Consider the following 22,699-nt stretch of genomic DNA (forward strand, 5'->3'; position numbering starts at 1 on the left):
CGCGAGCTCGTCGGGGACGCCACGGAGAGCGCGGAGGAGCTGGCGGGCCTGCTCCGGGGTCAGCACCTGCACCTCCACCCGGGGCACCGCGGGACGGTCGACCGCGCTGACGGGGTTCACCGCCAAGGCCTGCCATCGGACGGCGTGGGCCATGGCGCGGTGGAGAACGCTGTGGACCTTCTGCACGGCCGCAGGGCCGAGCCCGGCGCCGGTCTTCCGGTTCCCCGACGCCCGCAGCCGCTGCTCGAGGGCGATCACCTGGGCCGGCCGGAGCTTCTGGAGGGGCACCTTGCCGATGAACGGCACCAGGTCGTACTCCACGACCTCCCGGTAGCGCTGCCGGGTGCGCAGCGCCAGCGACGGCTCGACGTAGTCGCGGAGCCAGCGGTGGAGGAACTCCTCGACCGTCTCCTCGCTCGGATCGACGAAGGTTCCGCCGGTGATGGCGGCCACCTGGGCTGCGGCGGCCGCCTCGGCCTCCTTCTTCGTCCCGCGGACCGTGAACGTGCGGCACTGCCGGCGGCCGGTGGCCGGGTCGTGCCCGAGAAGGACCACGCGGAGCGCCTGGGCGGCGGCGTTCTGCTCGCACTTGCAGCCATCCTGCTGGTGCTGCGGCTGAGTGGTCACGGATAGACGCGGGGCCGCCCGTCCGCCGGCCGCCGCCGGGACGGGCAACGCATCGCCTCAGAGCGTGGCCCAGGTCGGGCCCACGCGCGCCTCGTCCGAATACGAAACCGCCCTACCCGCACGGAGAGTCGAACTCCGGTTGCCACCTTGAAAGGGTGGAGTCCTGACCGCTAGACGATGCGGGCGCGGTACCGATCCTCGATCCTACCGACCTATACTCGCAGCCGTCGCCGGAGGTCAGGACTGGAGGGGACCATGCCCGTACGCGAGATCATCGGCAAGTCCATCGGCTTCGGGATCGTCTCGCTCTCGTGCATCCTCGGCGCGGTCCTGACCTTCTACGGGCCGCACTCGTACAACGACTACTTCAACGCCCCCCTCGGTCTCGGCCTGGGGCTGATCGGGGTCGGGGTGGCCGCAGTCGGGGTGATGGTGATCGCCGGCATCGTCGCCGACGCCCGGCTGCGCCGGCGCGAGGAGCGGCTCCACGTCACCCCCCGGCCGGGGCCCGCGGGCCCGCCGCCGGCGTGGGGCATGGGCGACGTGGGCCGGCCCTCCGCCGAGCGGGGCGGCAGGGGCGGCGGTGGCACCGAGCGGCTGATGAGCGTCCGGGTCTCGAGCATCGACGCGCCGATCGTGATCGGCGTCCTTCTGCTCTGGACCCTGGTCGCCTGCATCCTCGGGGCCAGCCGCTAGGACCTCCCGTCCGAGCGGGCCCCGGGGGTCGAGCCCCCCGGAGCCTCGCCCGGTCGGCCTCAGCGACGCCGCGCGAGGGCGACGAGCTGGCCGACGGCGCAGACCATCATGGCCATGCCGAACTGTGCGGCCGCCCCGGCGTTGACCGGGACCGCCACCAGGCTCCCGCCGACGCTGCGTCGCGGACCGGCGGCCACCGCCGCGCCGTTGCGCGCGGTGGCGAGGTTGATGCCGAAGCCGGAGAGGAAGAGGACCAGGCAGGCGAGCAGCGCGGCGACGATGATCGTGCGCTGGGGGCTGCCGCCGCCGATGTTGCCGAGGCCGCTGTCGGTGCCGCCGGCACCGCCGGTGGCGGCCAGGCCGCGGCCGGTGACCTTGATCTCGTCGGAGTACTGGCCGGAGCGCGCCAGGATGATGTGGTCGCCGGCGCGCTTGCTCAGGTGGAGGACGCCGGACACCTTCCCGTTGGCGTCGGTCACGCCCTTGGCCGGGCTGATGCTCGCGTCGCCGCCCGGCACCACCACCAGGAGGAGGTCGACGGGGGCGCCCACGACCGGGTTGCCGAAGGCGCTGAGGGTGACGGTGAAGGGGATGTTGACCCCGGGGTCGGCGGTCGACTGATCGCTCTTGAGCGCCAGGTCGACGGGGCCGGCAACCTTGGGCGTCTTGTGGAAGGGCACCGGGCCGATCTGGATGATCGGGCCGTCGGCCGACGGCGGGATGAAGCCCGGCGTGCTGTTCGGGGAGGCGCCGCTGGTGGGGTTGTCGGTGCTGCCCGGGGTGCTCCCGGGGGTGTTGCCGGGGGTGGTGCCGGGGGTCGACCCCGGGGTCGCCGCCGGCGTCGGGTCGATGTGGAACGCCGCGGTCAGCGGGCTGGCCGCACCGGGGACGTTGACGACGAGGTGGTCGTCGCCGCCGCCACCGGCGAACTTGGTCGACGGCACCGCCACCGCGATGGTGCCGTCGCCCCAGAGCTGCACCGGGGCGTTGACGCCGGCGATCGTGACCGTGCCCTTCTGCGAGCCGAAGCCACCGCCGGTGATGCCGATCACCGCGCCGGCAGCGCCGTTGGCGGGCTTGAGGGCGGCGAGGTGGAGGATGGCGAGGCCGTTGGGGAGCGTCGAGGGCGCGTTGCCCTGCGGCGTCACCGTGAGGTCGCCACCGGTGGCGCCGGCGGGGATGGTGACGCTGATCGAGGTCGGCGACCAGCCCTTGATCCCGAGGGCGGTGCCGCCCAGGGTGACGGTGCCGGCGTTGGTGCCGAAGCCGGCCCCGTTGATGGTGACGGTGTCGCCCGCCTGGGCGCGGGCCGAGGAGGCGCCGGCGATCTGCGAGTTGACGGTGAGGTTGCCCCCGGAGATCTGATGGCCGTCGGCGCGGGTGAAGACCACGGCGCCGGAGGTCGAGCCCGGCTGCACCGTGAAGCTGATGGTGTTGTCGCTCCAGGCGGAGCCGATGCCGGCGCCGTTGAGCGTCGCCGAGCCGCTGTTGCCGAAGCCGGCGCCGGAGAGGCTCACCACCTGGCCGGGGGCCGCCGCGGCGGTGGAGAGGCCGCTCGCGTTGGGCTGGACATTGATGGCGCCCGCGCCCGTCGTCACGACGTTGGTGAGGATGGATGGGTTCTTCGTGGAGGTGGCGAAGCCGGCGAAGGCGAGCGCCACCGCGCCGTTGCAGTAGCTGCCCGGGGCGTTGAGCGACACCGCGGTGTCGCTGACCGCGGTCACCGGGATCCCCTGGCCGCAGGCGCTGGCGGTGATGGCCTGGCGGAACCCGCCCAGGGCGAAGCCGGAGCCGGCGACCGTGAAGCCTCCGCCCGGGCCCGGGGTGGCGGTGTTCTGGGCCACCGCCGGCGCCATCAGCAGCAGCCGCTCGGTGTTGCTGCTCTGGTTCTGGCTGCCGAGGAGCACCGGGTAGCTGACCGTGACCACCACCGAGCCGGCGGCGCCCGAGGCCTGGAAGGTGATGCTGCTGTCGGACAGGCCGGTGATGTTCTGGCCGGTGCCGCCGACCGACAGCGAGGTGCCGTTGCCCTGGCCGCCGCAGGTGAAGCCCGAGCCGCTCACGGTCACGGACTCGCCGGCGTGGGCGAGGGCGTTGCCGACCGAGGAGACGTGCGGCTGCGAGCACTGTGCGGCCGCGACGGTGCGGGGCATCGCCACGTTGGCGGCGAGGACGCCGCCCAGGAGGGCGGTGCCGGTCAGTGCGCTGAGGATGCGGCGGTTCATGGGGCGTTCACCGGGGTGGCCTCGAAGACGAGGCGGTCTGGTGCGAATGCACCCTGCCAGAGAGGCCAGCAGGTCACCAGCTCGAGCACCTCGACACCGACCCCGTCGTGGGGCCTGTCGATGTAGCTGCGATCGGTGCCGGAGGTGATGTACCGCTGGTTGATCTTGTAGTAGAAGCGACCGTAGGTGGTGTCGAGCTCGACGACGGAGCCGTTGTGCACGTCGTTCCAGCTCGTCGAGAAGCCGTTGTGGTTGCCGATGAGGATGAGACCGCCCTCACCGGGGTAGTCGGTGTGGTCGTCGTGACCGGGCCCGGCGCTGAGGATGCCGCGGTCGGCGCCCTCGGTGACGACGGCGGTGAAGTTGATCCCGGGGACCGTCAGCTTCGCCATCGGCTCGCCGTCGGCGAGGTGCGGGTGCTTGGTCACGAAGACGCCGCTGCCCACCTGCTGGGCGTCGCTCACGCCGGCGTGGCTGGTGTCCCAGGCGGAGAGGAGCCTGTGCTGTTCGTAGCTCTCGTAGCCGACCAGGGTCCCGACGTAGCCGACGATGAGGACGGCGATACCCATCAGGAACCAGCTCGAGCGGCGGAGCCAGCGTTGGATGTGGAGAGGCATGGCCGTCCAAATTCTCCGAGAGAGAGGGGTTGTGAGAGAGGGAAGGGAAGGGTCGGGTCGGGTCGGGTCGATCCGGACGGGGCGGGGCGGGGGGCGCGGTGCCCCCCGCCCGTCCCTACGAGTGCTTGGTTACCGAACCTGGCCGCGACGGGCGGCGAGGCGCGGGAAGACCTGGAGCGCCATGGCGAGCGCGGCGAGGATGCCGGCGGCCGCGAAGCTGGCGGGACCGAACATGCCCGTGGAGGGCGGGGTCGGACCGTTGATCGGCGCGATGGCCGGGACCGTGGTGTTGGCCGGAGCCGAGGTGGAGACGCTGGCCACGGAGTTGGCGAGCGCGACCTCGGTGATCGGCTTGCTCTTGTTGCCGGCGCTGAGCAGGCTGCCCAGGAGGCCGGTGCCGTCGTTCACGAGGCGGACGTTCAGCGCGGCGACCGAGACGCTCTTGGAGGTCGCGGTGTTCATCCCGATCTGCGGCACGCCGCGGTCGATGATGAGGCTGATGCCGGTCGCGGGGATGGCGATGGTCTTGCTGGTGCCCACGGCGATGCCGAGGACCTGGTCCAGGTTGACGACGGGGATACCGAGGACCTTGATCGCGCCGAGGCTGCTCGCCCCGGTGGGATCGCCCGCGCCCGCGCCGAGGATGGCCTGAGCGCTGGAGCTGATACCGGTGATCTCGAGCAGCGGAAGGCCGCTGAGCAGACCGCCGGCGCCACCCGCACCACCGAGGAGACCCGAGAGGGGACCCAGGTTGGTGAGGCTGCCGAGGTTGAGGCCGCCGACGATGCCGTTGAGCGCGCTGGCCAGGCCACCGCTGGTACCGCCGCCGAGGATGCTGGTCAGATCGCCGAGGATCTGGTCACCCAGGGGAAGGATCTGGACGGAACCGACCTTGGTGCTCGCCAGCGACTGGAACGAGCCGGCCGAGCCGGTCAGGGGCTGAACGATCGCGTTGGAGGTGACCGACGCGGTCTTGATCAGCGAGTTGAGGCCGAGGTTCTGGCCGTTCAGGAGGCCGCCGAGCAGCCCGTTGGGGCCGAGCAGGCCGCCGAGAAGGCCGTTCAGGTTGGTGAGGTTGCCGAGCAGGCCGCCGTTGCCGAGAAGGCCGGACAGCAGGCCGCCGTTGTTGCCGAGGATGCCGAGCACCGAGCCGCCCGAGCTGCTGCCGGTGACGCCGCTGAGGACGCCGCCCACAACCGGGACGCTGCTGGTGAGGCCGCCGAGGCCCGCGAGCAGACCCTGGCTGCCGAGCACGCCGCCGAGCAGGCCGCTGCTGCCGCTGCCGCCGGTCAGGCTGCCGAGGACGCCGGTGACCGCGCCGCCGAGCGGAAGACCGCCGAGCAGGCCGCTGGCCGCGCCGCCGCTGGTGCCGGCCGGAGCGCCGACGATGCCGGAGAGGAGGCTGCCCACGACGGGCAGGCCGCTGGTGGTGTTGAGCAGGCTGCTCAGGATGCCGTTGGGGCCGAGCAGGTTGCCCAGGCCGCCGCCGGCGCCCAGCAGGCCGCTGAGGTTCGGAAGCGACAGGCTGGGGGTGACCGCCAGGCTGGTGGTGCTGTTGTCCGCCGAGGCGCGGGCCCCGGAGAGGCCGGCCGCCTGCGCCAGGCTGTTGGTCACAGCGTCAGCGTGGTAGGGGGCCAGGTTCAGCTGGATCGGAGCGCCGGCCGGGGTCGCGATCACCGAGGACTGCGCCGTCGGGGCATCGGTCACGCCGGGGACGTTGTAGTTGGCGACCAGGGTGTTGCCCAGGTTGACGCCGAGGCCCTTGAGGGCGCTGTCGAGGTTGCCCAGGCCGGTGCCGCCGGTGCCGCCGAGGACGCCGTTGAGGAGTCCGCCGACGATCGGGAGCGAGTTGGTCAGCGACGTGAGGTTGCCCACGATGCTGCTGTTGCCGCCGAGCAGGCCGGTGAGGCCGGAGAGCAGGCCGCCGTTGCCGAGGGCGCTGGTCAGGCCGCTGGTCCCGCCGAGGATGCCGGTGACGCCGTTGAGTGCGCCCAGGGCCGTCTTGACGGCGCCGGTCAGGGTGTCCAGCTCCTGCTGGAGGGGTGCGAACTGGATGTCGATCGGCGTCGAATCGCCGTGGCCCGACAGCAGGTCGAGGAGGTTCCCGGTGAGAACGCCGTTGGCGTTCGCAGCGTCGACCTTGATGCTGAGGTCCGTGTTGCCGAGGACACCACCCAGCGTCTGGCTGAGGAGCTGTCCGACGGCCGGCACGGCCGAGATGAGAGCCGACGGGGAGATCGACACCTGCAGGGCCGAAGCCTGCGCGGTACCCGTCGGGGCTGCGGTGTCGGCGTGAGCCGACATCGGCAGCACGAGAACACCCGCCATGCCGGCGATGGCCCCGGCACTGAGCAATCTGACTTTCTTCACGGCTACCCCTAGTCCCTCCGCGTGGTGAATATGAGAGGCTTGATGACCCGCCACCACGTTCGGTCCGGTTGCCCACGCTTGCCCCGGGTCCGATGCCGTGGTTCACACTTGCCGGCTATGCCTGCACCACCAGAACGTCACCCTCAGCGGGAAACTTGCGCCACTGGCCAGCCGGAGCGAACGCATGAAAATGGGTGATCGTCGCCCGCGGTGGCGGACGCGCTTCGCCCCCTCTCCCACCGGGGCGCTGCACGCGGGTTCGGTGCGTACTGCGCTCTTCAACTGGCTCGCCGCCCGTGCCACCGGAGGCACCTTCCTCCTCCGGGTCGAGGACACGGATCAGGCAAGGTACCACCCCGGAAGCGAGTTGCAAATCCTCGAGTCCCTTCGCTGGCTCGGCCTGGACTGGGACGAGGGCCCCGAGGTCGGCGGCCCCCACGCTCCCTACGTCCAGTCGCTCCGCACCGACCTCTACCGGCTCGAGGCTGACCGGTTGGTCGAGGCCGGCGCCGCCTACTGGTGCACCTGCACGCCCTCGCGGCTCGAGCAGATGCGCGCCGAGCAGCGGGCGGCCGGCCGGCCCACCCGCTACGACCGGCGCTGCCTGGCCCGGCAGGAGGAGGTGGCCCAGGAGCGCGCCGCCGGGGTCCCGGCCGTGCTCCGCCAGCTCATCCCTCCCGGCCGCACCGAGTGGATCGATCTCATCCGGGGCCCGATCGCCTTCGACAACGCCGAGATCGACGACCAGGTCCTGCTCAAGGGCGACGACTTCCCGACCTACCACCTGGCCAACGTCGTGGACGACCACGCGATGGGGATCACCCACGTGATCCGGGCCGAGGAGTGGATCCCCTCGACCCCCAAGCACCTCTCTCTCTATGCGGCCCTCGGCTGGGACCCGCCCGTGTTCGCCCACGTGCCCGTGGTGCTGGGCGAGGACGGCCAGAAGCTGAGCAAGCGCCGGGGCGCCCGGAACATCCTCGACTACCGCGAGCTCGGCTACCTCCCCTCCGCCCTGGTCAACGCGATGGCGCTGCTGGGCTGGTCGTCGGGCACCGACGATGAGGTGTTCGGCATCGCCGAGCTCGCCGAGCGCTTCTCGCTCGACCGGGTGAACCCGGCGCCGGCGGTCTTCGACTCGAAGCGGCTCGACGCCCTCAACGGGCTCCACATCCGGCGGCTGCCGGCGGCGGAGCTGGCCGCGGCGCTGGCGCCGTGGATCGAGGGGGCGACCGAGGAGCAGCGCCTCGCGCTCGTGCCCCTCCTCCAGGAGAGGATGAGCCGGCTCGACGAGGCCACCCGGCTGGCGGCTCCACTGCTCGGCGAGGTGGCCTGGCCGGAGGGGGCCGACTTCCCGCCCCGCAAGGTCGACGTCGACTCCGCGGCGGCGCTCCTCGAGGCCACCATCGCCGAGGTCGACGGCGGCGGCCTCGGGGACACCGAGGCGATGCGGCAGCGGCTCGCCGCCGTCCTCGAGGAACGTGGCACCAAACCCCGCGACGGCTTCCGCGTCCTCTACATGGCGATCCTCGGCAGCCCCCAGGGCGTGCCCGTGTTCGACGCCATGCGATTCATCGGCCCCGACGTGGCGGTGCGGCGGCTGCGTACCGCACGCGAACGCCTGTACGGTGGAGTCTGATATCGTCCCGGTGGAGACGGGGGCAGAGACGGGGACAGAGAGGATGGGACGGCCCTCGAAGACGTGGGGGGAATTGGCCGTGGGGAGACGAGTATATGCGTGAACACGGCAGTATGCACGCGTCGGCAAAAACTGGCAGCCGTGTGACGGCGACGGCACCCGACAAGTTCGGCGCCTAAGGCACGCCGGCCACGTGCCCATGGGCAGGTGCCGAACGCCGGCGCCAGCGGTCCGCAGACCGGACAATAGACACATCCCGCCGGCCACCGGCGGGTGCCGCAGCGGCCGGCGAGGGGCCCCGGGAGCGACCAGTGACCACCTCCGTCGACGGCCTGCGCGGCACCCTGGAGGCGTTCCTGCGCGAGGCCGGCATGGAGCACTACCTCCACTTCAGCGGCCAGAAGGACGCCCTGGAGATCTTCCCGATCGTCCTCCGCCATGCCGACGTCTTCGTCCCCGACGCGGTTCGCACCGCCCTCGCCGCCCGCGACGCCGCCACCGATCCCGCCGAGCAGCGCCGCGCCACCGCGCTCGCCCAGGCGGTCGCCGAGCTCTGCATGGAGCGCGCCCTGGCGATGCTCGCCGACGAGCTCGCCACCGCCCAGGCCCAGGCGACGGTCACCGTCGACGGCGAGACCATGCCCTACCACGGCGTCCACACCGCGGTGCAGAACGAGCCCGACCGGGAGCGGCGCCGCGCCCTGGAGCGGGCCCGCCTCGCCGAGACCGCGCGGCTCGACCCGCTCCGCGAGCAGCTGCTCCGCCGCCACCACGCGGCGATCCGCGAGCTCGGCTTCGACTCCTACACCTCCTTCTACTCGACCCTCAAGGGCATCGACCTCCAGGCCCTCGGTGAGATCGCGGCCGGCTTCCTGGAGCGCACCCGGGACCTCTACCTCGAGCATCTCGTCCCCTGGTTCGAGGAGGTCGTCGGCGTTCCCTTCGCGGAGGCCGAGCGGCACGACGCGGCGGTGCTGTTCCGGATGCGGGAGCGCGACGCCTGCTTCCCCGCTGAGCGGATGGTCCCGGCGCTCCGCGAGACCCTGCTCCGGCTCGGCGTCGCCCTCGACGACCAGCCCAACGTCCACCTCGACACCGAGGACCGGCCGCGGAAGAATCCGCGGGCGTTCTGCGTCGCCGTCCAGGCGCCCGGCGAGGTCTACCTGGTGATCCGGCCGACCGGGGGTTACCAGGACTGGCGGTCGCTCTTCCACGAGGCGGGACACACCGAGCACTTCGCCCACGTCGAGGCGGCGCGCCCCTTCGAGGAGCGGCTGCTCGGCGACAACAGCGTCACCGAGGCCTTCGCCTTCAGCCTCGAGCACCTCCTGCTCGACGCCGCCTGGCTCACCGAGCACGCCGAGGCGTCGGGCGAGGAGCTGCGCACCCTGCTCCACCGGGTGCACGTCTACTACCTCTACATGATCCGGCGCTACGCGGCCAAGCTCCTCTACGAGCTGGAGCTGCACGGCACCGGCGCCGTCGACCTGTCGGCGATGCCCGGGCGGTACGCGGAGCTGCTCACCGAGCACCTCGGCTTCGCCTACCCGACCGAGACCTGGCTCGACGACGTCGACGCCGGCTTCTACGCCTCCCAGTACCTCCGCGCCTGGATGCTCGAGGCCCAGCTCCGCGAGCACTGGCGGGCCGCCCGCGGCGACCGCTGGTGGGCCTCGGCCCAGACCGGCGCGGAGATGCGCGGGCTCTGGTCGCTCGGCCAGGCGCTGCCCGCCGACCTTGTCGCCGTCGAGCTGGGGATGGACCGCCTCGACGACGCCGCCCTGGAGCGGCGCATCCGCGAGGGGCTGGCAGGAGTGACCGCATGACCGGCCCGCGGCGGGGCACCGCCGTCGTGACCGGGGCGAGCAGCGGCATCGGCGCCGCCACCGTGGCCACCCTCGCCCGGGCGGGGTGGCGGGTGGTCGCCGGGGCTCGGCGCGAGGGCCGGCTGCGCGAGGTGGCGGAACGGGCGGGGGCGCGCTGGATGCCGCTCGACGTCACCGACCAGGCCAGCGTCGACGCCTTCGTCGCCGGCCTCGACGAGTGCGCGGTGCTGGTCAACAACGCCGGCGGCGCCTACGGGCTCGCCCCGATCGCCGAGGCCGACGACGAGCAGTGGCGGCGGATGTACGAGGTCAATGTCCTCGGGTTGATGCGCATGACCCGGGCGCTGCTGCCGCTGCTGGAGCGGGCCGGGCCCGGCCATGTGGTGAACATCGGCTCGATCGCGGCCGCCGAGACGTACCCCGGGGGCGCGGGCTACACCGCGGTCAAGCACGGGGTGCGCGCGATCACCCGCACCCTCCGCCAGGAGCTGCTCGGCCGTCCCGTCAGGGTCACCGAGGTCGACCCGGGGGCGGTGGAGACGGAGTTCAGCCTGGTCCGCCTCGGCAGCGAGGAGCGCGCCGCCCAGGTCTACGCGGGGATGATCCCGCTGAGCGGCGAGGACATCGCCGAGTGCGTGCTCTGGGTGGTGGAGCGGCCGCCGCACGTCAACGTCGACGAGCTGGTGGTGCGCCCCCTCGACCAGGTCATGGGGGTGCCGACCCTGCACAGACGGGAGCAGCCCGGCTGATCAGCCCTGGCGGGTGGGGCCGGCCCGCTCCGGGGTGATCTTCAGGATCACCCGCTGCTCGCGCTCCATGGCGGCGCGGTAGTCGTCCCAGTCGGGGTGCTCGCCGAAGCTGGAGCGGTAGTAGTCGACCAGCGGCTCCATCGCCTCGGGCAGGGAGACGACCCGGGCCGGTCCCTCGACCACCGCCCAGGCGCCGAAGAAGCCGTCGTTCAGGACGCAGACCGAGGCGCGGCCGGTGCGGCGGACGTGGTGGGTCTTCATCGCGGTCTCGCGGGTGCTCACCACCAGGTCGCCGTCGGCGTCGATGCCGACCACGATCGGAGACATCGCCACCCCGCCGTCGGCCCGCTCGGTGGCGAGCACCGCGCGGTGATTGGAGCGGATGAAGTCCCTGGCCTCGTCGATGGTCATGGATCACTCCTCACTGTCCGGGACGAGCACACCATACCCGCCCGGACTCGACCCGTAGGGATCGCCTACCCTTGGACGTCGTGATCCCACCCACGGCTGCGCTGCGACGGACGCGAGGCGAGGCCGACCCCGAGCCGGCGGGGCGCTGGCGCGAGGGTCTTGGCGTCCGCCCCGAGCTCATCCTCGTCGCCGCGACCGAGCTGTTCCGCGAGAGCGGCTACCACGGGGTGGGGGTCGACGACATCGGCCGGGCCGCGGGGATCACCGGGCCGGCGGTGTACCGCCACTTCCCCAGCAAGGTGGCCATCCTCATCGCCGTGTTCGACCGCATCACCGAGCGGCTGCTCGAGGGCGGCGAGGCGCAGCTGGCCCGGGGCCGCTCGCCGCGGGGACGGCTGGAGCGGCTGGTGGGGTTCCATGTCGACTTCGTCCTCGACGAGCGCGCCCTGATGGCCGTGTACGCGCGGGAGGACGACAGCCTCCCCAGCGCCGACCGCCGCCGGCTGCGCCGCCGCCAGCGCCTCTACCTCGAGCACTGGGTCGAGACCCTGGTCCGGCTGCGCCCCGAGCTCAGCGACGAGGCCGCCCGGGCCGCGGTGCGCAGCGTGCTGGGGATGCTGAACGCGGTCGCCCACTACGACGCCGTGCTCGAGCGCGACGAGCTGGCGGCGCTGCTCGAGCGGATGGCGATCGCCTCGCTGCTCGCCGCCGCGCGCGGACCACGTGGGCAGGCCGCCGACCGCTAGCCTGTCGGGCGTGAACCGCGGCTCGCGGTGATCGCGGTGCGCGAGGAGGGCGAGGTGAGCGCGGACGTCTGGACCGGAGATGAGCACCGTCTGCTGCGCGAGACCGTGCGCAACTTCACCGAGCACGAGATCGTGCCATTCCTGGCCACATGGGAGCGGCAGGGCGAGCTGCCCCGCGCGCTGAGCGAGCGCGCCGGCGCGCTGGGGCTGCTCGGGGCCGGCTGGCCCGAGGCGGTGGGTGGCTCCGGCGGCGACATCACCCACGCATCGGTGGTCGCCGAGGAGGTGATCCAGAGCGGCGGCTCGGGCGGGATCTGCGCCGGGCTCTTCACCCACGGCATCGCGATCCCCCACATCCTCGCCGCCGGTGACGCGGCGCAGATCGAGCGCTGGGTGCGGCCGACCCTCGAGGGGCGGCTGATCGGCGCACTCGCGGTCACCGAGCCCGACGCCGGCTCGGACGTCGCCTCGCTGCACACCCGCGCGGTGCGCGACGGCGACCACTACGTGGTGAACGGCGCCAAGACGTTCATCACCTCCGGGGCGCGCGCCGACTTCGTGACCACCGCGGTGCGCACCGGCGGCGAGGGCCACGGCGGGGTGTCGCTGCTGGTCGTCGAACGCGGCACCCCGGGGTTCACGGTGGGCCGGCGCCTCGAGAAGATGGGCTGGTGGTGCTCCGACACCGCGGAGCTGGCCTTCGCCGACGTGCGGGTGCCGGTCGCCAACCTGGTCGGCGAGGAGGGCACCGGCTTCCTCCAGATCATGCGCAACTTCCAGTCGGAGCGCATCGGCATCGCGGTGCAGGCTCACGCCACCGCGCAGCGCTGCCTCGACCTGGCGCTCGCCTGGGCGGGCTCGCGCCAGGCCTTCGGACGCCCGCTGATGGCGCGGCAGGTGATCCGCCACAAGCTCACCGAGATGGCGCGGCAGACCGACGTCGCCCGCGAGTACACCCGCGCGGTGATGGCGCGGATGCTCCGCGGCGAGGACTGCGTGCGGCAGGTGTCGATGGCGAAGAACACCGCGGTGATGGCCTGCCACCATGTCGTCGACGAGGCGGTGCAGATCCACGGCGGGATGGGCTACATGCGCGAGACCGAGGTCGAGCGCCACTACCGCGACAGCCGCATCCTCGGCATCGGCGGCGGCACCAACGAGATCATGAACGAGATCATCGCCAGGACCATGGGCCTGTGACAGGAGAACTCTGGTGAACGTCGCCGACTACCAGCACCTGCTCTTCGAGCGCCGCGCCAACGGCGTGCTGCTGATCACCATCAACCGCCCCGACCGCCTGAACGCCACCGACGAGGTGCTCCACAACGAGCTCTGCAGGGTCTGGCCGGACGTCTCCGTCGACCCGGAGACCAGGGTGGCGGTGATCACCGGCGCCGGCCGCGCCTTCAGCGCCGGCGGCGACCTCTCGATGGTGCAGTCCCAGGTGGGCAACTTCCGCAAGGTCGCGGCGATCATGGAGGAGGCCCGTTCGATCGTCCACAACATCATCGAGTGCGAGAAGCCGGTGATCTCGGCGATCAACGGGGTCGCGGTGGGCGCCGGTCTCGCGGTCGCGCTGATGGCGGACATCAGCATCATGGCCGAGGAGGCGCGCATCACCGACGGCCACATCCGCCTCGGGGTGGGCGCGGGCGACCACGCCGCGATCATCTGGCCGCTGCTCTGCGGCATGGCCAAGGCGAAGTACTACCTGCTCACCGCCGACTTCATCGACGGGCGCGAGGCCGAGCGCATCGGCCTGGTCAGCCGCTGCGTCCCCGGCGACCGGCTGCTCCCCACCGCGCTCGAGGTCGCCGAGAAGCTCGCCACCGGCCCCCAGCTGGCGATCCGCTGGACCAAGCGTGCGCTGAACAACTGGCTCCGCCAGGCCGGCCCGATCTTCGACGCCTCGCTGGCGCTCGAGATGCTGAACTTCTTCGACGAGGACGTCGCCGAGGGCGCCGCCGCGATCCTGGAGAAGCGGCCGCCGAGGTTCCCCTCCGCCACCTGAGCGGAGGCGCCGCTCAGGAGGAGCGCCGGTCACCGGCGCGGCGGCCGGGGACGGGGGCGGTCAGATCGCCACCTGGCGGGGCGCCGGGGCGGGGAGGGCGAGGTGATGGCCCTGGCCGATCGTGATCCCGAGCGCGAGGAGCTCGCGGGCCACCTCCGGGGTCTCCACCCCCTCGGCGATCACGGTGGCGCCGCTGTCCCGCGCGAAGGCCTGGGCGGCGCGGATCGCGGCCCGCGAGCCCGGGCGGGTGGCGGTGGTGCTGAGGCTGCGCGCGACCTTGATGAACTCGGGGTCGAGCGCGGCCAGCACCTCGAGGGTGGAGTGGCCGTCGCCGACGTCGTCGGCGGCGAAGCGCACCCCGTGCTCGCGGTAGAGGCCGGCGATGAGCTGGAGCCGCTCGAGGTCGGGGATGGTCTCCTGCTCGGTGAGCTCGAGCACCACGTCGGTGGGCGAGCGGCCCACCCAGCGCAGCAGCAGCAGCAGCTGGTCGACCTCGTGGACCGGGTCGAGGAAGGCGGCGGCGCTGACGTTGACGAAGATGGTCGCGCCGGCGGGCAGCCCCCGGGCCTCGCGGAGGGCGGCGCGGCGGCAGAGCCAGTCGAGGTCGCGGATGCGCCCGAGCCGGCGGGCGGCGTCGAAGAGGCCGGACACGCTCGCATCGGGGCCGGTGCCGGCAGGGCGGGCGAGCGCCTCGTAGCCGGCCACGGTGCCGTCGCGGAGGTCGACGATCGGCTGGTACACGACGTCGACGGTGCCGCGCTCGAAGACCTCGGTGAGCATTGCGGCGTCCCGGGACGCCCCCGGGTGGGCCCCCCATGCCCCCTCGGCGTCGCGCGCCTCGGTGCCCTCGACCCGGTCGCGACCGGAGCGCTTGGCCCGGTAGAGGACCTCGTCGGCGGCCCGCCAGGTCGCCGAGGGGTCGGCGCCGGCGGGGGCGGCAGCCCAGCCCACGCTGATGCGGGCCCGTCCCTGGAGCACGGTGACCGAGTGCATCGCGGTGCGCATCCGCTCGGCCACGGTGGCCGCCTCCTCGCCGGCGGCGCCGGTCAGGACGACGGCGAACTCGTCGCCTCCGACCCGGGCGACCACGTCCCAGCTGCGCACCAGCGCGCGGAGGGTCATGGCGACCGCCTGGAGGACGACGTCGCCGGCCTCGTGCCCGAACTGGTCGTTGATCGGCTTGAGCCCGTCGACGTCGATGGCGAGGATGGCGAAGCGCTGCCGCGGGATGACGCCCAGCACCTTCTCGAACTCGCGGCGGTTCTTCAACCCCGTGAGCCTGTCGGTGGTGGCCATCTCGGCGAGCCGCTCGGCGCTCTCGTGGAGGGACAGCTCGGCGCGTTTGCGGGCCATGAACTGCCCCAGCTGACGGCCGATGTCGACGAGCACGTCGATGATCTCCTCCCCCGGGGGCCGGGGCCGCCGGGAGAAGACCTCGACGACCCCGGTGCACAGGCCGTCGATCACGATCGGGACGGCGAGGGCGCCGCGCAGCCCCAGGGCGGAGATGGCGCGACCGCGGGCGACGGCGTCCAGCCGGGTGATGTCGGCCACGGTCTCCGGCTCGCCGCTCGCCCAGACCCGGCCGGGCAGGCCCTGTCCCGGGCGCACCCGGAGGGCGTCGGACTCGGCGATGAAGTCGGTGACGTCCAGGTCGTGGCTGTGCCAGCCCTGGGCCCGGATCAGCACCTGGTCGCGCGGGTGGTGAACCCAGAGGTTCCCGACCTGGCAGTCGAGCGCCTCGCCGACCTGGGCGAGGACCACGGGCACGGCCTCCTCCATCGAGTCCGCGACGCTCAGGGTGCGCGCCACCGAGTACTGGAGCCGGCGCAGCGTCTCCCGGCGGCGGCTGGTCAGCGCCAGGGATGCGACGCTGGCGAGGCCGTCGAGCAGGCGCAGCTCGGCGGCCTCGAAGGGACGGCGGGAGCGCAGCCCGAGGGTCAGGGCGCCGACCACGGTGGCGCCGCGGAGCACCGGGGCGTACGCGCCGCGGCGGACCCCGAGGGTCCTGATGACACTCCCGGCGGCGGGGCCGAGGTTGGTGAGCTCACCGGTGACGGCGCGGCGGTCGCGGCTGACCGCGATCAGCGCCGGGTGCTCGGCGAGGGCGAACGACGTTCCCACCTGCACCACGCCGAGGGGGTCGTGCTCAGCGACGATGCGGGCCCGATCGCCCTCGAACTCCACCAGGGAGCAGCGGGTCTCGGCCCGCCCCGAGACCGCCTGCAGCGCCGCGTTGGCGAGCTTCGGGATGCTGGCGAGGACGCTGCTCGGGTCGGCGGAGCCGGCCATCGCACGGGTGGCCGCGTAGAGCGCCGCGGTCTCCATGGAGCGCTCGCGCTCGGCCCGCACCGAGGCCCGGTAGAGACCGAGCTGGCCGACCAGGAGGACCAGGGCCGGGGAGAGGACCAGCAGGTTCTGGGCGTACCACATCGGCTCGAAGCGGGCCGCGGCGAGCGGCGTCGAGAGCTCCTGGAGGAGCAGCAGGGTGAGCGCACCGGCGATGCTGGGGGCCACCCTCCGGTCGCCGCGGAAGCCGAGCACGACCAGGCTGACGGCGGCGGCGTTGGGCACCAGGGCCACCAGGGCGAGCACCCGGCTGAACACGGTGAGCTGGCCCGCGACGACGGTGGGGGGCAGCACCGGCGCCAGCGCGGCGCCGAGCACGGTGAGCGCCACCCCGGTGGCGAGGCCGAGCCCGATCGCGGTGAGGACGGCGCGGCGCGGCCGGAGCAGCCTGCCACCGCGATACATCAGCGCGGCGGTGAGCAGCGCCGGGGTGGCGATGATGATCTCGTTGACCAGCATCGAGGCGGTCTGGGGGCCGGCCCAGGGAATCCCTCCGGGGATGACCCCGGGGAAGGTCAGCGCCCGCGGGATGCTCACGGTGGCGAGCGCGACCGCGGCCACCGCGATCGCCAGCGAGCGGCCGTGGAGGCGGCAGCCGGCGTCGAGGAGGGCGAGGGCGGCGACCACCGCATAGGTGGCGGCCATGAGGAAGGTCAGGCTGGGGGTGAACCAGGGCAGCGGCGCCGCCCGGCCCGCCAGGGTGAGGGCGCCGAGGAGCAGTGCCAGTCCGAGCACCGCGCTGCCACCGATCCAGGCCCGGAAGCCGCCCCACTGCGCGTCGGGCGGCTCGATCGAGTCCATCGGTGTGAGGGCGGCGGGCGGAGCGGCACCCTTCCCGTGGTCTGGCACGTCTGGAGTGTGAGGGCGGGGCGGCCGCGCCACCGTAACGCTCCTGCAACCACGGCGTGAAGGCTAGGATCCCCACCATGACGCCACTCGGAGCCGTGGTGCGCGGAGCGCTGGCCGGTGCCGCCGGCACCGTCGCCATGGACGCCTTCTGGTACGCGCGCCACCGCCTGTCCGGCGGCACCCAGGATCCGTTGACCTGGGAGTTCGGCGGCCCAAGCGACTGGGAGAGCGTCTCCGCCCCCGCCCAGGTCGGACGCCGGCTGGTCGAGGGGCTGACCCAGCGGCCCCTCGACGCCCGCTGGGCGCGGCTCACCAACAACGTGATGCACTGGGGGTACGGGATCGGCTGGGGAACCGTCCTCGGCGTGGTGGGAGGGTCGCTGCGCCGGCTGCGCCCGGTCCACGGGCCCCTGCTCGGGCTCACCGTGTGGGGGAGCGGCTACGTGGTGCTGCCGGCGCTCGGCCTCTACAAGCCGATCTGGCAGTACGGCGTCCGCGAGCTCGCTCCCGACCTGGGCGCGCACCTGATCTACGGCACCACCACGGTGGGGACCTTCGCCGTGCTGCGGCGCACCGGCGACGGCTGACCGGGCCGCATGTCCGAGATCCCTGCCGCCGCCCCCCCGCCACCTCCGTACCGCTCGGCCGCCCAGCAGGCGAGGATGGTGATGCTCGCCCTGCTCGTCCTCGTGGTCGTGGAGATCGCCGCGGTGGTGGCCGACATCGGCCGGGCCGGCATCACCGGCCGCCTCCTCCGCGCCGAGAACGTGAGCGACAGCGAGATCACCTCGAGCGACAGCTTCGTGCACCTGACCGCGGTGATCGAGATCGCGGTCATGCTCGCCTGCGCCGGGCTCTTCCTGACCTGGCTGTACCGGGTGGTCGCCAACGGACCCGCCCTCGGTGGGCGCGAGCTGCGGTACACCCCGGCCTGGGCGGTGGGCTGGTGGTTCGTGCCCGTCGCCAACCTGGTGCGGCCGTTCCAGGTGGTCGCCGAGGCATGGATGCTCTCGGCCCGCGATCCCGAAGGCAGCCTCGGGCTGCTGCTCCCGGCCTGGTGGGGGCTGTTCATCCTCGGCAACGTGGTGAGCCGCGTCCTGGTGGTCCGGTCCGGTGCCGCCGACGACCTCACCGCGCTCCACAGCGGCGCGATCATCGACGCCGTCGCCTCGGTGGTGCTGATCGCGGCCGCGCTGCTCTGCGTGGTGATGGTGCGGCGGCTCACCGAGCGCCAGGAGCTCAGGCACCGCGCCCTCTCCGCCCCTCCGGCGGCGGCCGGGGGAGCCGCCTGACCAGGCTCACGGCTCGGTGCGGGTCCGGTGCGGGTTCGTCACCGCGATGCGACCCCAGCCGACGGGCGACACGGGGATCGTGTGTCCATCCCCTCACCAACCCTTCCGGAGCACGCTCATGGACCAGATCACCCTTCTCGACGGGCCGGTCGCCCTCACCGACGACGAGACCGCGCCCCTCCTCGAGGCCGCCCTTCCCGAGATCGCCGCCGCCATCCGCCGGCTCGCCGCCACCCTCGACGCCCACTCCGACGAGATCGCCCGCATGGTGGCCGTCGCCGCCTAGGCCCCCCCTCCCTCCGGAGCGCGCGGGGCGCGCTCCGCGGGGGCGCGGCCGGCGAGGACCTCGCCGAGCCGCCGGTGCAGGCCGGTGAGGCCGGTCATCGCGGACTCCAATTCGGCGGGGGGCGCCGCCGACAGCGCCACCAGGGTGGCCTCGGCCAGCGCCGCCAGCCCTGACCGCACCGCCGGCGGGTCGGTGGCGCCGCCGGGCTCGAGCTGCGCCGCCATCAGCCGCGCCGCCTCGTCGGCCGCCCGGCCGGAGAGCCCCTCGCTGTGGATGCGCTCCCAGAGCAGGCGTTGCAGCGGCGGGTTCTGCTGCAGACGCATCAGCGCGCGGGCGTGCTTCTCGGTGAGCTCGCCGGACCGGATGTCCTCGCGGATCGGCTCGGGGAGGCGGGTCACGTTCAGCAGGTTGTGGATGTGCTGGCGGGTGATGCCGACCACCTCGCCGACCTGCTGCCAGGACCGCAGGTTGAGACCGACGCGCAATCGCGTCAGTGCATGCGCGCGATCGACGGCATTGAGCTCCTCGCGCTGGATGTTCTCGATCAGCGCCTCGACGTACGCGCGCTCGTCGTCGGCGTCGACGACGATCGCAGGGATCTCCTGCAGTCCGGCGCCTCGCGCCGCTCTCCAGCGACGCTCGCCGGCGACGATCTCGTAGCTCCCCTCGCCACTGCGGCGCACCCGGATCGGCTGCAGCACGCCGTGCAGAGACACACTCTGGGTCAGCTCCTCGAGGCCGCGCGGGTCGATGCGGCGGCGCGGCTGGTCGGCGCGCGGATGGATGCGCTGCACCGGGATTCGTTGCAGTTCGAACCGTTCGGAGCGTGGGACAACATGGCCTGACAGGGACCGCTCGTCGTCGACCACAGTCCTCACCGTTCTATGACGCACAATCGCCCGCCGATCCTACGCCCTGCCGGGCCAATGCGATATCCGCGTCTGAGTCGGGAAGATGCCGTCGCGCTTTCAGATGCGCCGGTCGGGGAGGATGGCCCCCGCCGCCAGTTGCGTGGGTGCGGCGGGGGCCGCGGAGGGATGAATGGTTCATGGTGTCATCTGCGCTCGCGGTCGCCGGCGCCGTCATGTGACGCGCCGGCACCGGCAAAACCTGCGCGGGTGGACAGTTGTCTGTCCACCCGCATATGGGCTTGTCGCGAAAGCACGTCGAATGCGCTAGCGTGTCGCCCCACCGGTCGGCAGAGGGAAGGAGGGACAGGGACAGGTGCTGACGCCGACACCTCCGCCGCCACGGGGAACCCGGCGGGTGCGGCTCGACGGCGAGACCTGGACCGCCGCCCTGCGCCGCCTCCTGATGGAGCTCGCCGCCAGCTTCCGTCCCGGCTCGGTGGCGAGCGCCGAGGAGATGGCCCGCGGCGGAGCGCTGCTCTACGGGCCGGGCGCGCTCCTCGTCGGCGTCGCCACCCTCCTCCCCCACCCCGGCGCCGACCTCGGGGTGCTGACCCTCGCCGCCCTCGTCGCCGCGGGCATCGCCGCCGGGCTCTGGCTCCGCGGTGGCCGGCTGCCGCGCTCCGTCTATCCCGCGCTCTGCGCGGTGGGCACGATCCTGATCACCGTCGTCGTGCATTTCGGCGGGAGCGATGGGCCGGCCTTCGCCTTCCTCTACGTCTGGGCCGCCCTCTACGCCTTCTACTTCTTCCGCGCCGGGCAGATCCTGCTGCAGCTCCTGCTCCTCAGCCTCGCCTTCCTCCTGGTCGGAACCGCCCCGGACAAGCCCCTCGGCAGCGTCATGGTGATCGCCACCGTGTGCATCGCCGGGGTGCTGATGCGCGGCGCCGTGGACCGGCTGCGCCAGCGTGAGCGCAGCTTCCGCTTCCTCTTCGAGACCAACCCGCAGCCGATGTGGGTGTACGCGGCGGACGACCACCGTTTCCTCGCCGTCAACGACGCCGCGGTCGCCCAGTACGGGTACGGCCGGGAGGAGCTCGCCGCGATGCGGCTCTCCGACATCGCGCCGACCCACCGTGCGATGAACCCGGCGGCCGCGGGGGTGACGCCCCCCGCCGGGAGCCGCCGGGAGGTGCACCGGCTGAAGGACGGCCGTTCGATCGAGACCCAGGTGTTCGTCGACCACGTCTGGTTCGAGCGGCGCCCCGCCATGCTCGCGCTCTGCATCAACGTCACCGAGCAGACCGCCATGGAGCGCGAGCTGCGGCACCGCGCCTTCCACGACCCGCTGACCAAGCTCGCCAACCGGGCGCTGCTCCGCGACCGCCTCGCCCACGCCCTCGCCCGCCGCCGTCGCGAGCCGGCTCCGCTCGGCGTCGTGGTCATCGACCTCGACAACTTCAAGGCGGTCAACGACACCCTCGGTCACGGCGTCGGCGACGAGCTGCTCATCGCCGTCGCCGACCGGCTCGGGGGGCTGGTCCGTCCCGGCGACACGGTGGCGCACATCGGCGGCGACGAGTTCGCGATGCTCCTCGACGGCGCCGGCACCGAGGACCTGAGCGCGGTCGCCGAGCGCATCCTCGAGTCCTTCCGCAGCCCCTTCATCGCGGGGGGCTCGGAGATCGCGGTGACCGCCAGCGTCGGTGGGGCCGTCTCCACCATCGGCCGCTCCGTCGACGAGCTGCTCCGCGACGCCGACCTGGCGATGTACTCGGCGAAGACGGCGGGCAGGAACCGCTACGAGGTGTTCGCGGCGGCGCGCCACGGCGGCCAGCTGCGCCGGCTCGAGCGCACCACGGACCTGCGCAAGGCCGCCGAGAACGACGAGCTCTTCCTCGAGTACCAGCCGGTGATCTCGCTGTCGACCGGTGCGGTGGCGAGCATCGAGGCGCTGGTCCGGTGGCGCCATCCCCGCCTCGGAGTGATCTCCCCCGCCGACTTCATCCCCCTCGCCGAGGAGACCGGGCTGATGGTGCCGATCGGCAGCTGGGTGCTGCGGGCGGCCTGCGAGCAGATGCGCCGCTGGGAGGACACGCTCCCGCGGCCGTCGCACTTCCCGATGGCGGTCAACGTGTCACCGCAGCAGCTGCGCGAGAGCCAGTTCGTCGACGAGGTCGACGCCGTGCTCCGCGAGACCCACCTCGAGCCCTCCCGGCTGACCATCGAGGTCACCGAGAGCGCGATGGTGCACGACCTCGTGACCGTCCGCGAACGGCTCGAGCGGCTGCGCGCCTCCGGGGTGCGGGTGGCCCTCGACGACTTCGGATCCGGCTACTCGTCGCTGGGATACCTGCGCGGCCTGCCCCTCGATCTGGTGAAGATCGACCGCATCTTCATCGGCGACCTCGACCTCGACCCCGAGACCCCGTCGCTCATCGCCTCGATCGTGCGGCTGCTCCAGGCGCTCGACCTCGACATCGTCGCCGAGGGGGTCGAGACCTCCGCGCAGCTCGAGCACGTGCGCGCCCTCGGCGTCGACTGGGTGCAGGGCTTCCTGCTGTCGCCCCCCGCCGGCCCCGACACCGTCGTGGAGCGCCTGCGCGGCGACCTCTGGCGCCCTCACCCGGTGCGGATCTGAGGGCTGGTGTCAAACGGGTTGACTGGTGGCTCGCTCGGGCTGCTCGGTCGTCGAGTCGCTGTCAGGGCGCGGGGGGAGGGGCGGCGGCGCACGGCGGGGACGCCGGCGATCGCTTCGCGATCGACTCGGCTCGGATCTCGCCGCGGGGGTGTACGGCTCGATACGCCCCGCCGAGCCCCGTCGCCCGTCCCCCCGCTGCTGGGAGCGACACGCCTCGCGTCCATGCTCGCCGTGGGCTGAGAATGACGGCAATGGCTGTCGATGTGCTCACCTCGATCGAGATTCGGCGGGCGCGGGCGGAGGTGGCTGCGTTCGCGGCCGATCCGGACAACGCGACGGCGTGGTACCGGAACATCACCGCGGTGGAGTGGGTCACCCCGAGGCCGGCGGGGGTGGGGTCGCGGATCGCCTTCACCGCGCGCTTCCTGGGGCGGCGGCTCGCCTACACCTATGAGGTCCGCGAGGCCGTGCCGGGCGAACGGTTCGTGATGAGCACCGCTCAGGGCCCCTTTCCGAT

The 22,699-nt window shown here is 73.0% G+C and carries 19 protein-coding genes and 1 tRNA gene; 12 read left to right on the forward strand and 8 right to left on the reverse strand.

Features of this window, described 5'->3' with window-relative positions; all coding sequences use genetic code 11:
- On the reverse strand, positions 1 to 627 hold a 627-nt coding region (locus VGL20_00005), incomplete at its 3' end, for a hypothetical protein (GenBank protein HEY2702049.1).
- A 113-nt stretch (positions 628 to 740) separates the two neighbouring features.
- Positions 741 to 812, reverse strand: a tRNA-Glu gene (locus VGL20_00010).
- Positions 813 to 882: 70 nt separating this feature from the next.
- Between VGL20_00010 and VGL20_00015 the strand changes: the two genes are divergently transcribed.
- Positions 883 to 1,323: a hypothetical protein gene (locus VGL20_00015; protein ID HEY2702050.1), complete on the forward strand. Its 441-nt coding sequence runs from the start codon at positions 883 to 885 to the stop codon at positions 1,321 to 1,323.
- Positions 1,324 to 1,382: 59 nt separating this feature from the next.
- Here the strand turns inward: VGL20_00015 and VGL20_00020 are convergent, their stop codons facing one another.
- The 3 genes from VGL20_00020 to VGL20_00030 form a co-directional block, all read right to left on the reverse strand.
- Positions 1,383 to 3,548 (reverse strand): IPT/TIG domain-containing protein, encoded by a 2,166-nt coding sequence (locus tag VGL20_00020; protein ID HEY2702051.1) that lies wholly within the window; start codon positions 3,546 to 3,548, stop codon positions 1,383 to 1,385.
- Positions 3,545 to 4,165, reverse strand: a complete 621-nt coding sequence (locus VGL20_00025; protein HEY2702052.1) for a sortase — start codon at positions 4,163 to 4,165, stop codon at positions 3,545 to 3,547. The genes VGL20_00020 and VGL20_00025 overlap by 4 nt, the downstream gene beginning before the upstream one ends.
- A gap of 129 nt (positions 4,166 to 4,294) precedes the next feature.
- A complete protein-coding gene (locus VGL20_00030; protein HEY2702053.1) occupies positions 4,295 to 6,376 on the reverse strand; it encodes a hypothetical protein in 2,082 nt (693 codons plus the stop codon).
- 349 nt (positions 6,377 to 6,725) lie between these two features.
- On the opposite strand from VGL20_00030, the gene gltX reads away from it, so the two are divergent.
- The 3 genes from gltX to VGL20_00045 all read left to right on the forward strand — a co-directional run bounded on the left by gltX (position 6,726) and on the right by VGL20_00045 (position 10,749).
- Positions 6,726 to 8,174 (forward strand): glutamate--tRNA ligase, encoded by a 1,449-nt coding sequence (gene gltX / locus VGL20_00035; protein HEY2702054.1) that lies wholly within the window; start codon positions 6,726 to 6,728, stop codon positions 8,172 to 8,174.
- Positions 8,175 to 8,485: 311 nt separating this feature from the next.
- Positions 8,486 to 10,000, forward strand: coding sequence for a hypothetical protein (locus VGL20_00040; GenBank protein ID HEY2702055.1), 1,515 nt, complete (start codon positions 8,486 to 8,488; stop codon positions 9,998 to 10,000).
- On the forward strand, positions 9,997 to 10,749 hold the full coding sequence (locus VGL20_00045; protein HEY2702056.1) for an SDR family NAD(P)-dependent oxidoreductase: 753 nt from the start codon (positions 9,997 to 9,999) through the stop codon (positions 10,747 to 10,749). The genes VGL20_00040 and VGL20_00045 overlap by 4 nt, the downstream gene beginning before the upstream one ends.
- Here the strand turns inward: VGL20_00045 and VGL20_00050 are convergent, their stop codons facing one another.
- On the reverse strand, positions 10,750 to 11,160 hold the full coding sequence (locus VGL20_00050) for a PPOX class F420-dependent oxidoreductase (GenBank protein ID HEY2702057.1): 411 nt from the start codon (positions 11,158 to 11,160) through the stop codon (positions 10,750 to 10,752). It abuts the gene before it with no gap.
- Positions 11,161 to 11,240: 80 nt separating this feature from the next.
- Between VGL20_00050 and VGL20_00055 the strand changes: the two genes are divergently transcribed.
- Genes VGL20_00055 through VGL20_00065 form a run of 3 tightly spaced genes read left to right on the forward strand, consistent with a single transcriptional unit; the run spans position 11,241 to position 13,917 of the window.
- Positions 11,241 to 11,906 (forward strand): TetR/AcrR family transcriptional regulator, encoded by a 666-nt coding sequence (locus tag VGL20_00055; protein ID HEY2702058.1) that lies wholly within the window; start codon positions 11,241 to 11,243, stop codon positions 11,904 to 11,906.
- A 54-nt stretch (positions 11,907 to 11,960) separates the two neighbouring features.
- Complete coding sequence (locus VGL20_00060) at positions 11,961 to 13,106, forward strand: acyl-CoA dehydrogenase family protein (protein ID HEY2702059.1); 1,146 nt, start codon at positions 11,961 to 11,963, stop codon at positions 13,104 to 13,106.
- Positions 13,107 to 13,119: 13 nt separating this feature from the next.
- On the forward strand, positions 13,120 to 13,917 hold the full coding sequence (locus tag VGL20_00065; protein HEY2702060.1) for an enoyl-CoA hydratase/isomerase family protein: 798 nt from the start codon (positions 13,120 to 13,122) through the stop codon (positions 13,915 to 13,917).
- A 60-nt stretch (positions 13,918 to 13,977) separates the two neighbouring features.
- On the opposite strand, the gene VGL20_00070 is transcribed toward VGL20_00065, so the two are convergent.
- Positions 13,978 to 17,067 (reverse strand): EAL domain-containing protein, encoded by a 3,090-nt coding sequence (locus VGL20_00070; GenBank protein ID HEY2702061.1) that lies wholly within the window; start codon positions 17,065 to 17,067, stop codon positions 13,978 to 13,980.
- 125 nt (positions 17,068 to 17,192) lie between these two features.
- Between VGL20_00070 and VGL20_00075 the strand changes: the two genes are divergently transcribed.
- The 3 genes from VGL20_00075 (at position 17,193) to VGL20_00085 (ending at position 18,693) form a co-directional block, all read left to right on the forward strand.
- The gene (locus VGL20_00075; protein ID HEY2702062.1) at positions 17,193 to 17,702 is read left to right on the forward strand and encodes a hypothetical protein; all 510 of its coding nucleotides are present in this window, start codon (positions 17,193 to 17,195) and stop codon (positions 17,700 to 17,702) included.
- Positions 17,703 to 17,711: 9 nt separating this feature from the next.
- Entirely contained in the window at positions 17,712 to 18,407 is a 696-nt protein-coding gene (locus VGL20_00080) for a DUF4328 domain-containing protein (GenBank protein HEY2702063.1), read from the forward strand.
- 118 nt (positions 18,408 to 18,525) lie between these two features.
- A complete protein-coding gene (locus tag VGL20_00085) occupies positions 18,526 to 18,693 on the forward strand; it encodes a hypothetical protein (GenBank protein HEY2702064.1) in 168 nt (55 codons plus the stop codon).
- Here the strand turns inward: VGL20_00085 and VGL20_00090 are convergent.
- Positions 18,690 to 19,586 carry a ParB/RepB/Spo0J family partition protein gene (locus VGL20_00090; GenBank protein HEY2702065.1) on the reverse strand — a complete coding sequence of 299 codons (897 nt, stop codon included), beginning with the start codon at positions 19,584 to 19,586 and terminating at the stop codon, positions 18,690 to 18,692. The genes VGL20_00085 and VGL20_00090 overlap by 4 nt on opposite strands.
- A 331-nt stretch (positions 19,587 to 19,917) precedes the next feature.
- Here VGL20_00090 and VGL20_00095 point away from each other — a divergent pair, with 331 nt between their 5' ends.
- Entirely contained in the window at positions 19,918 to 22,182 is a 2,265-nt protein-coding gene (locus VGL20_00095) for an EAL domain-containing protein (protein HEY2702066.1), read from the forward strand.
- A 251-nt stretch (positions 22,183 to 22,433) separates the two neighbouring features.
- The coding region (locus VGL20_00100) for an SRPBCC family protein (GenBank protein ID HEY2702067.1) at positions 22,434 to 22,699 on the forward strand (266 nt) is incomplete at its 3' end.

This window comes from Candidatus Dormiibacterota bacterium (assembly GCA_036495095.1).
Classification (GTDB): domain Bacteria; phylum Chloroflexota; class Dormibacteria; order Aeolococcales; family Aeolococcaceae; genus CF-96.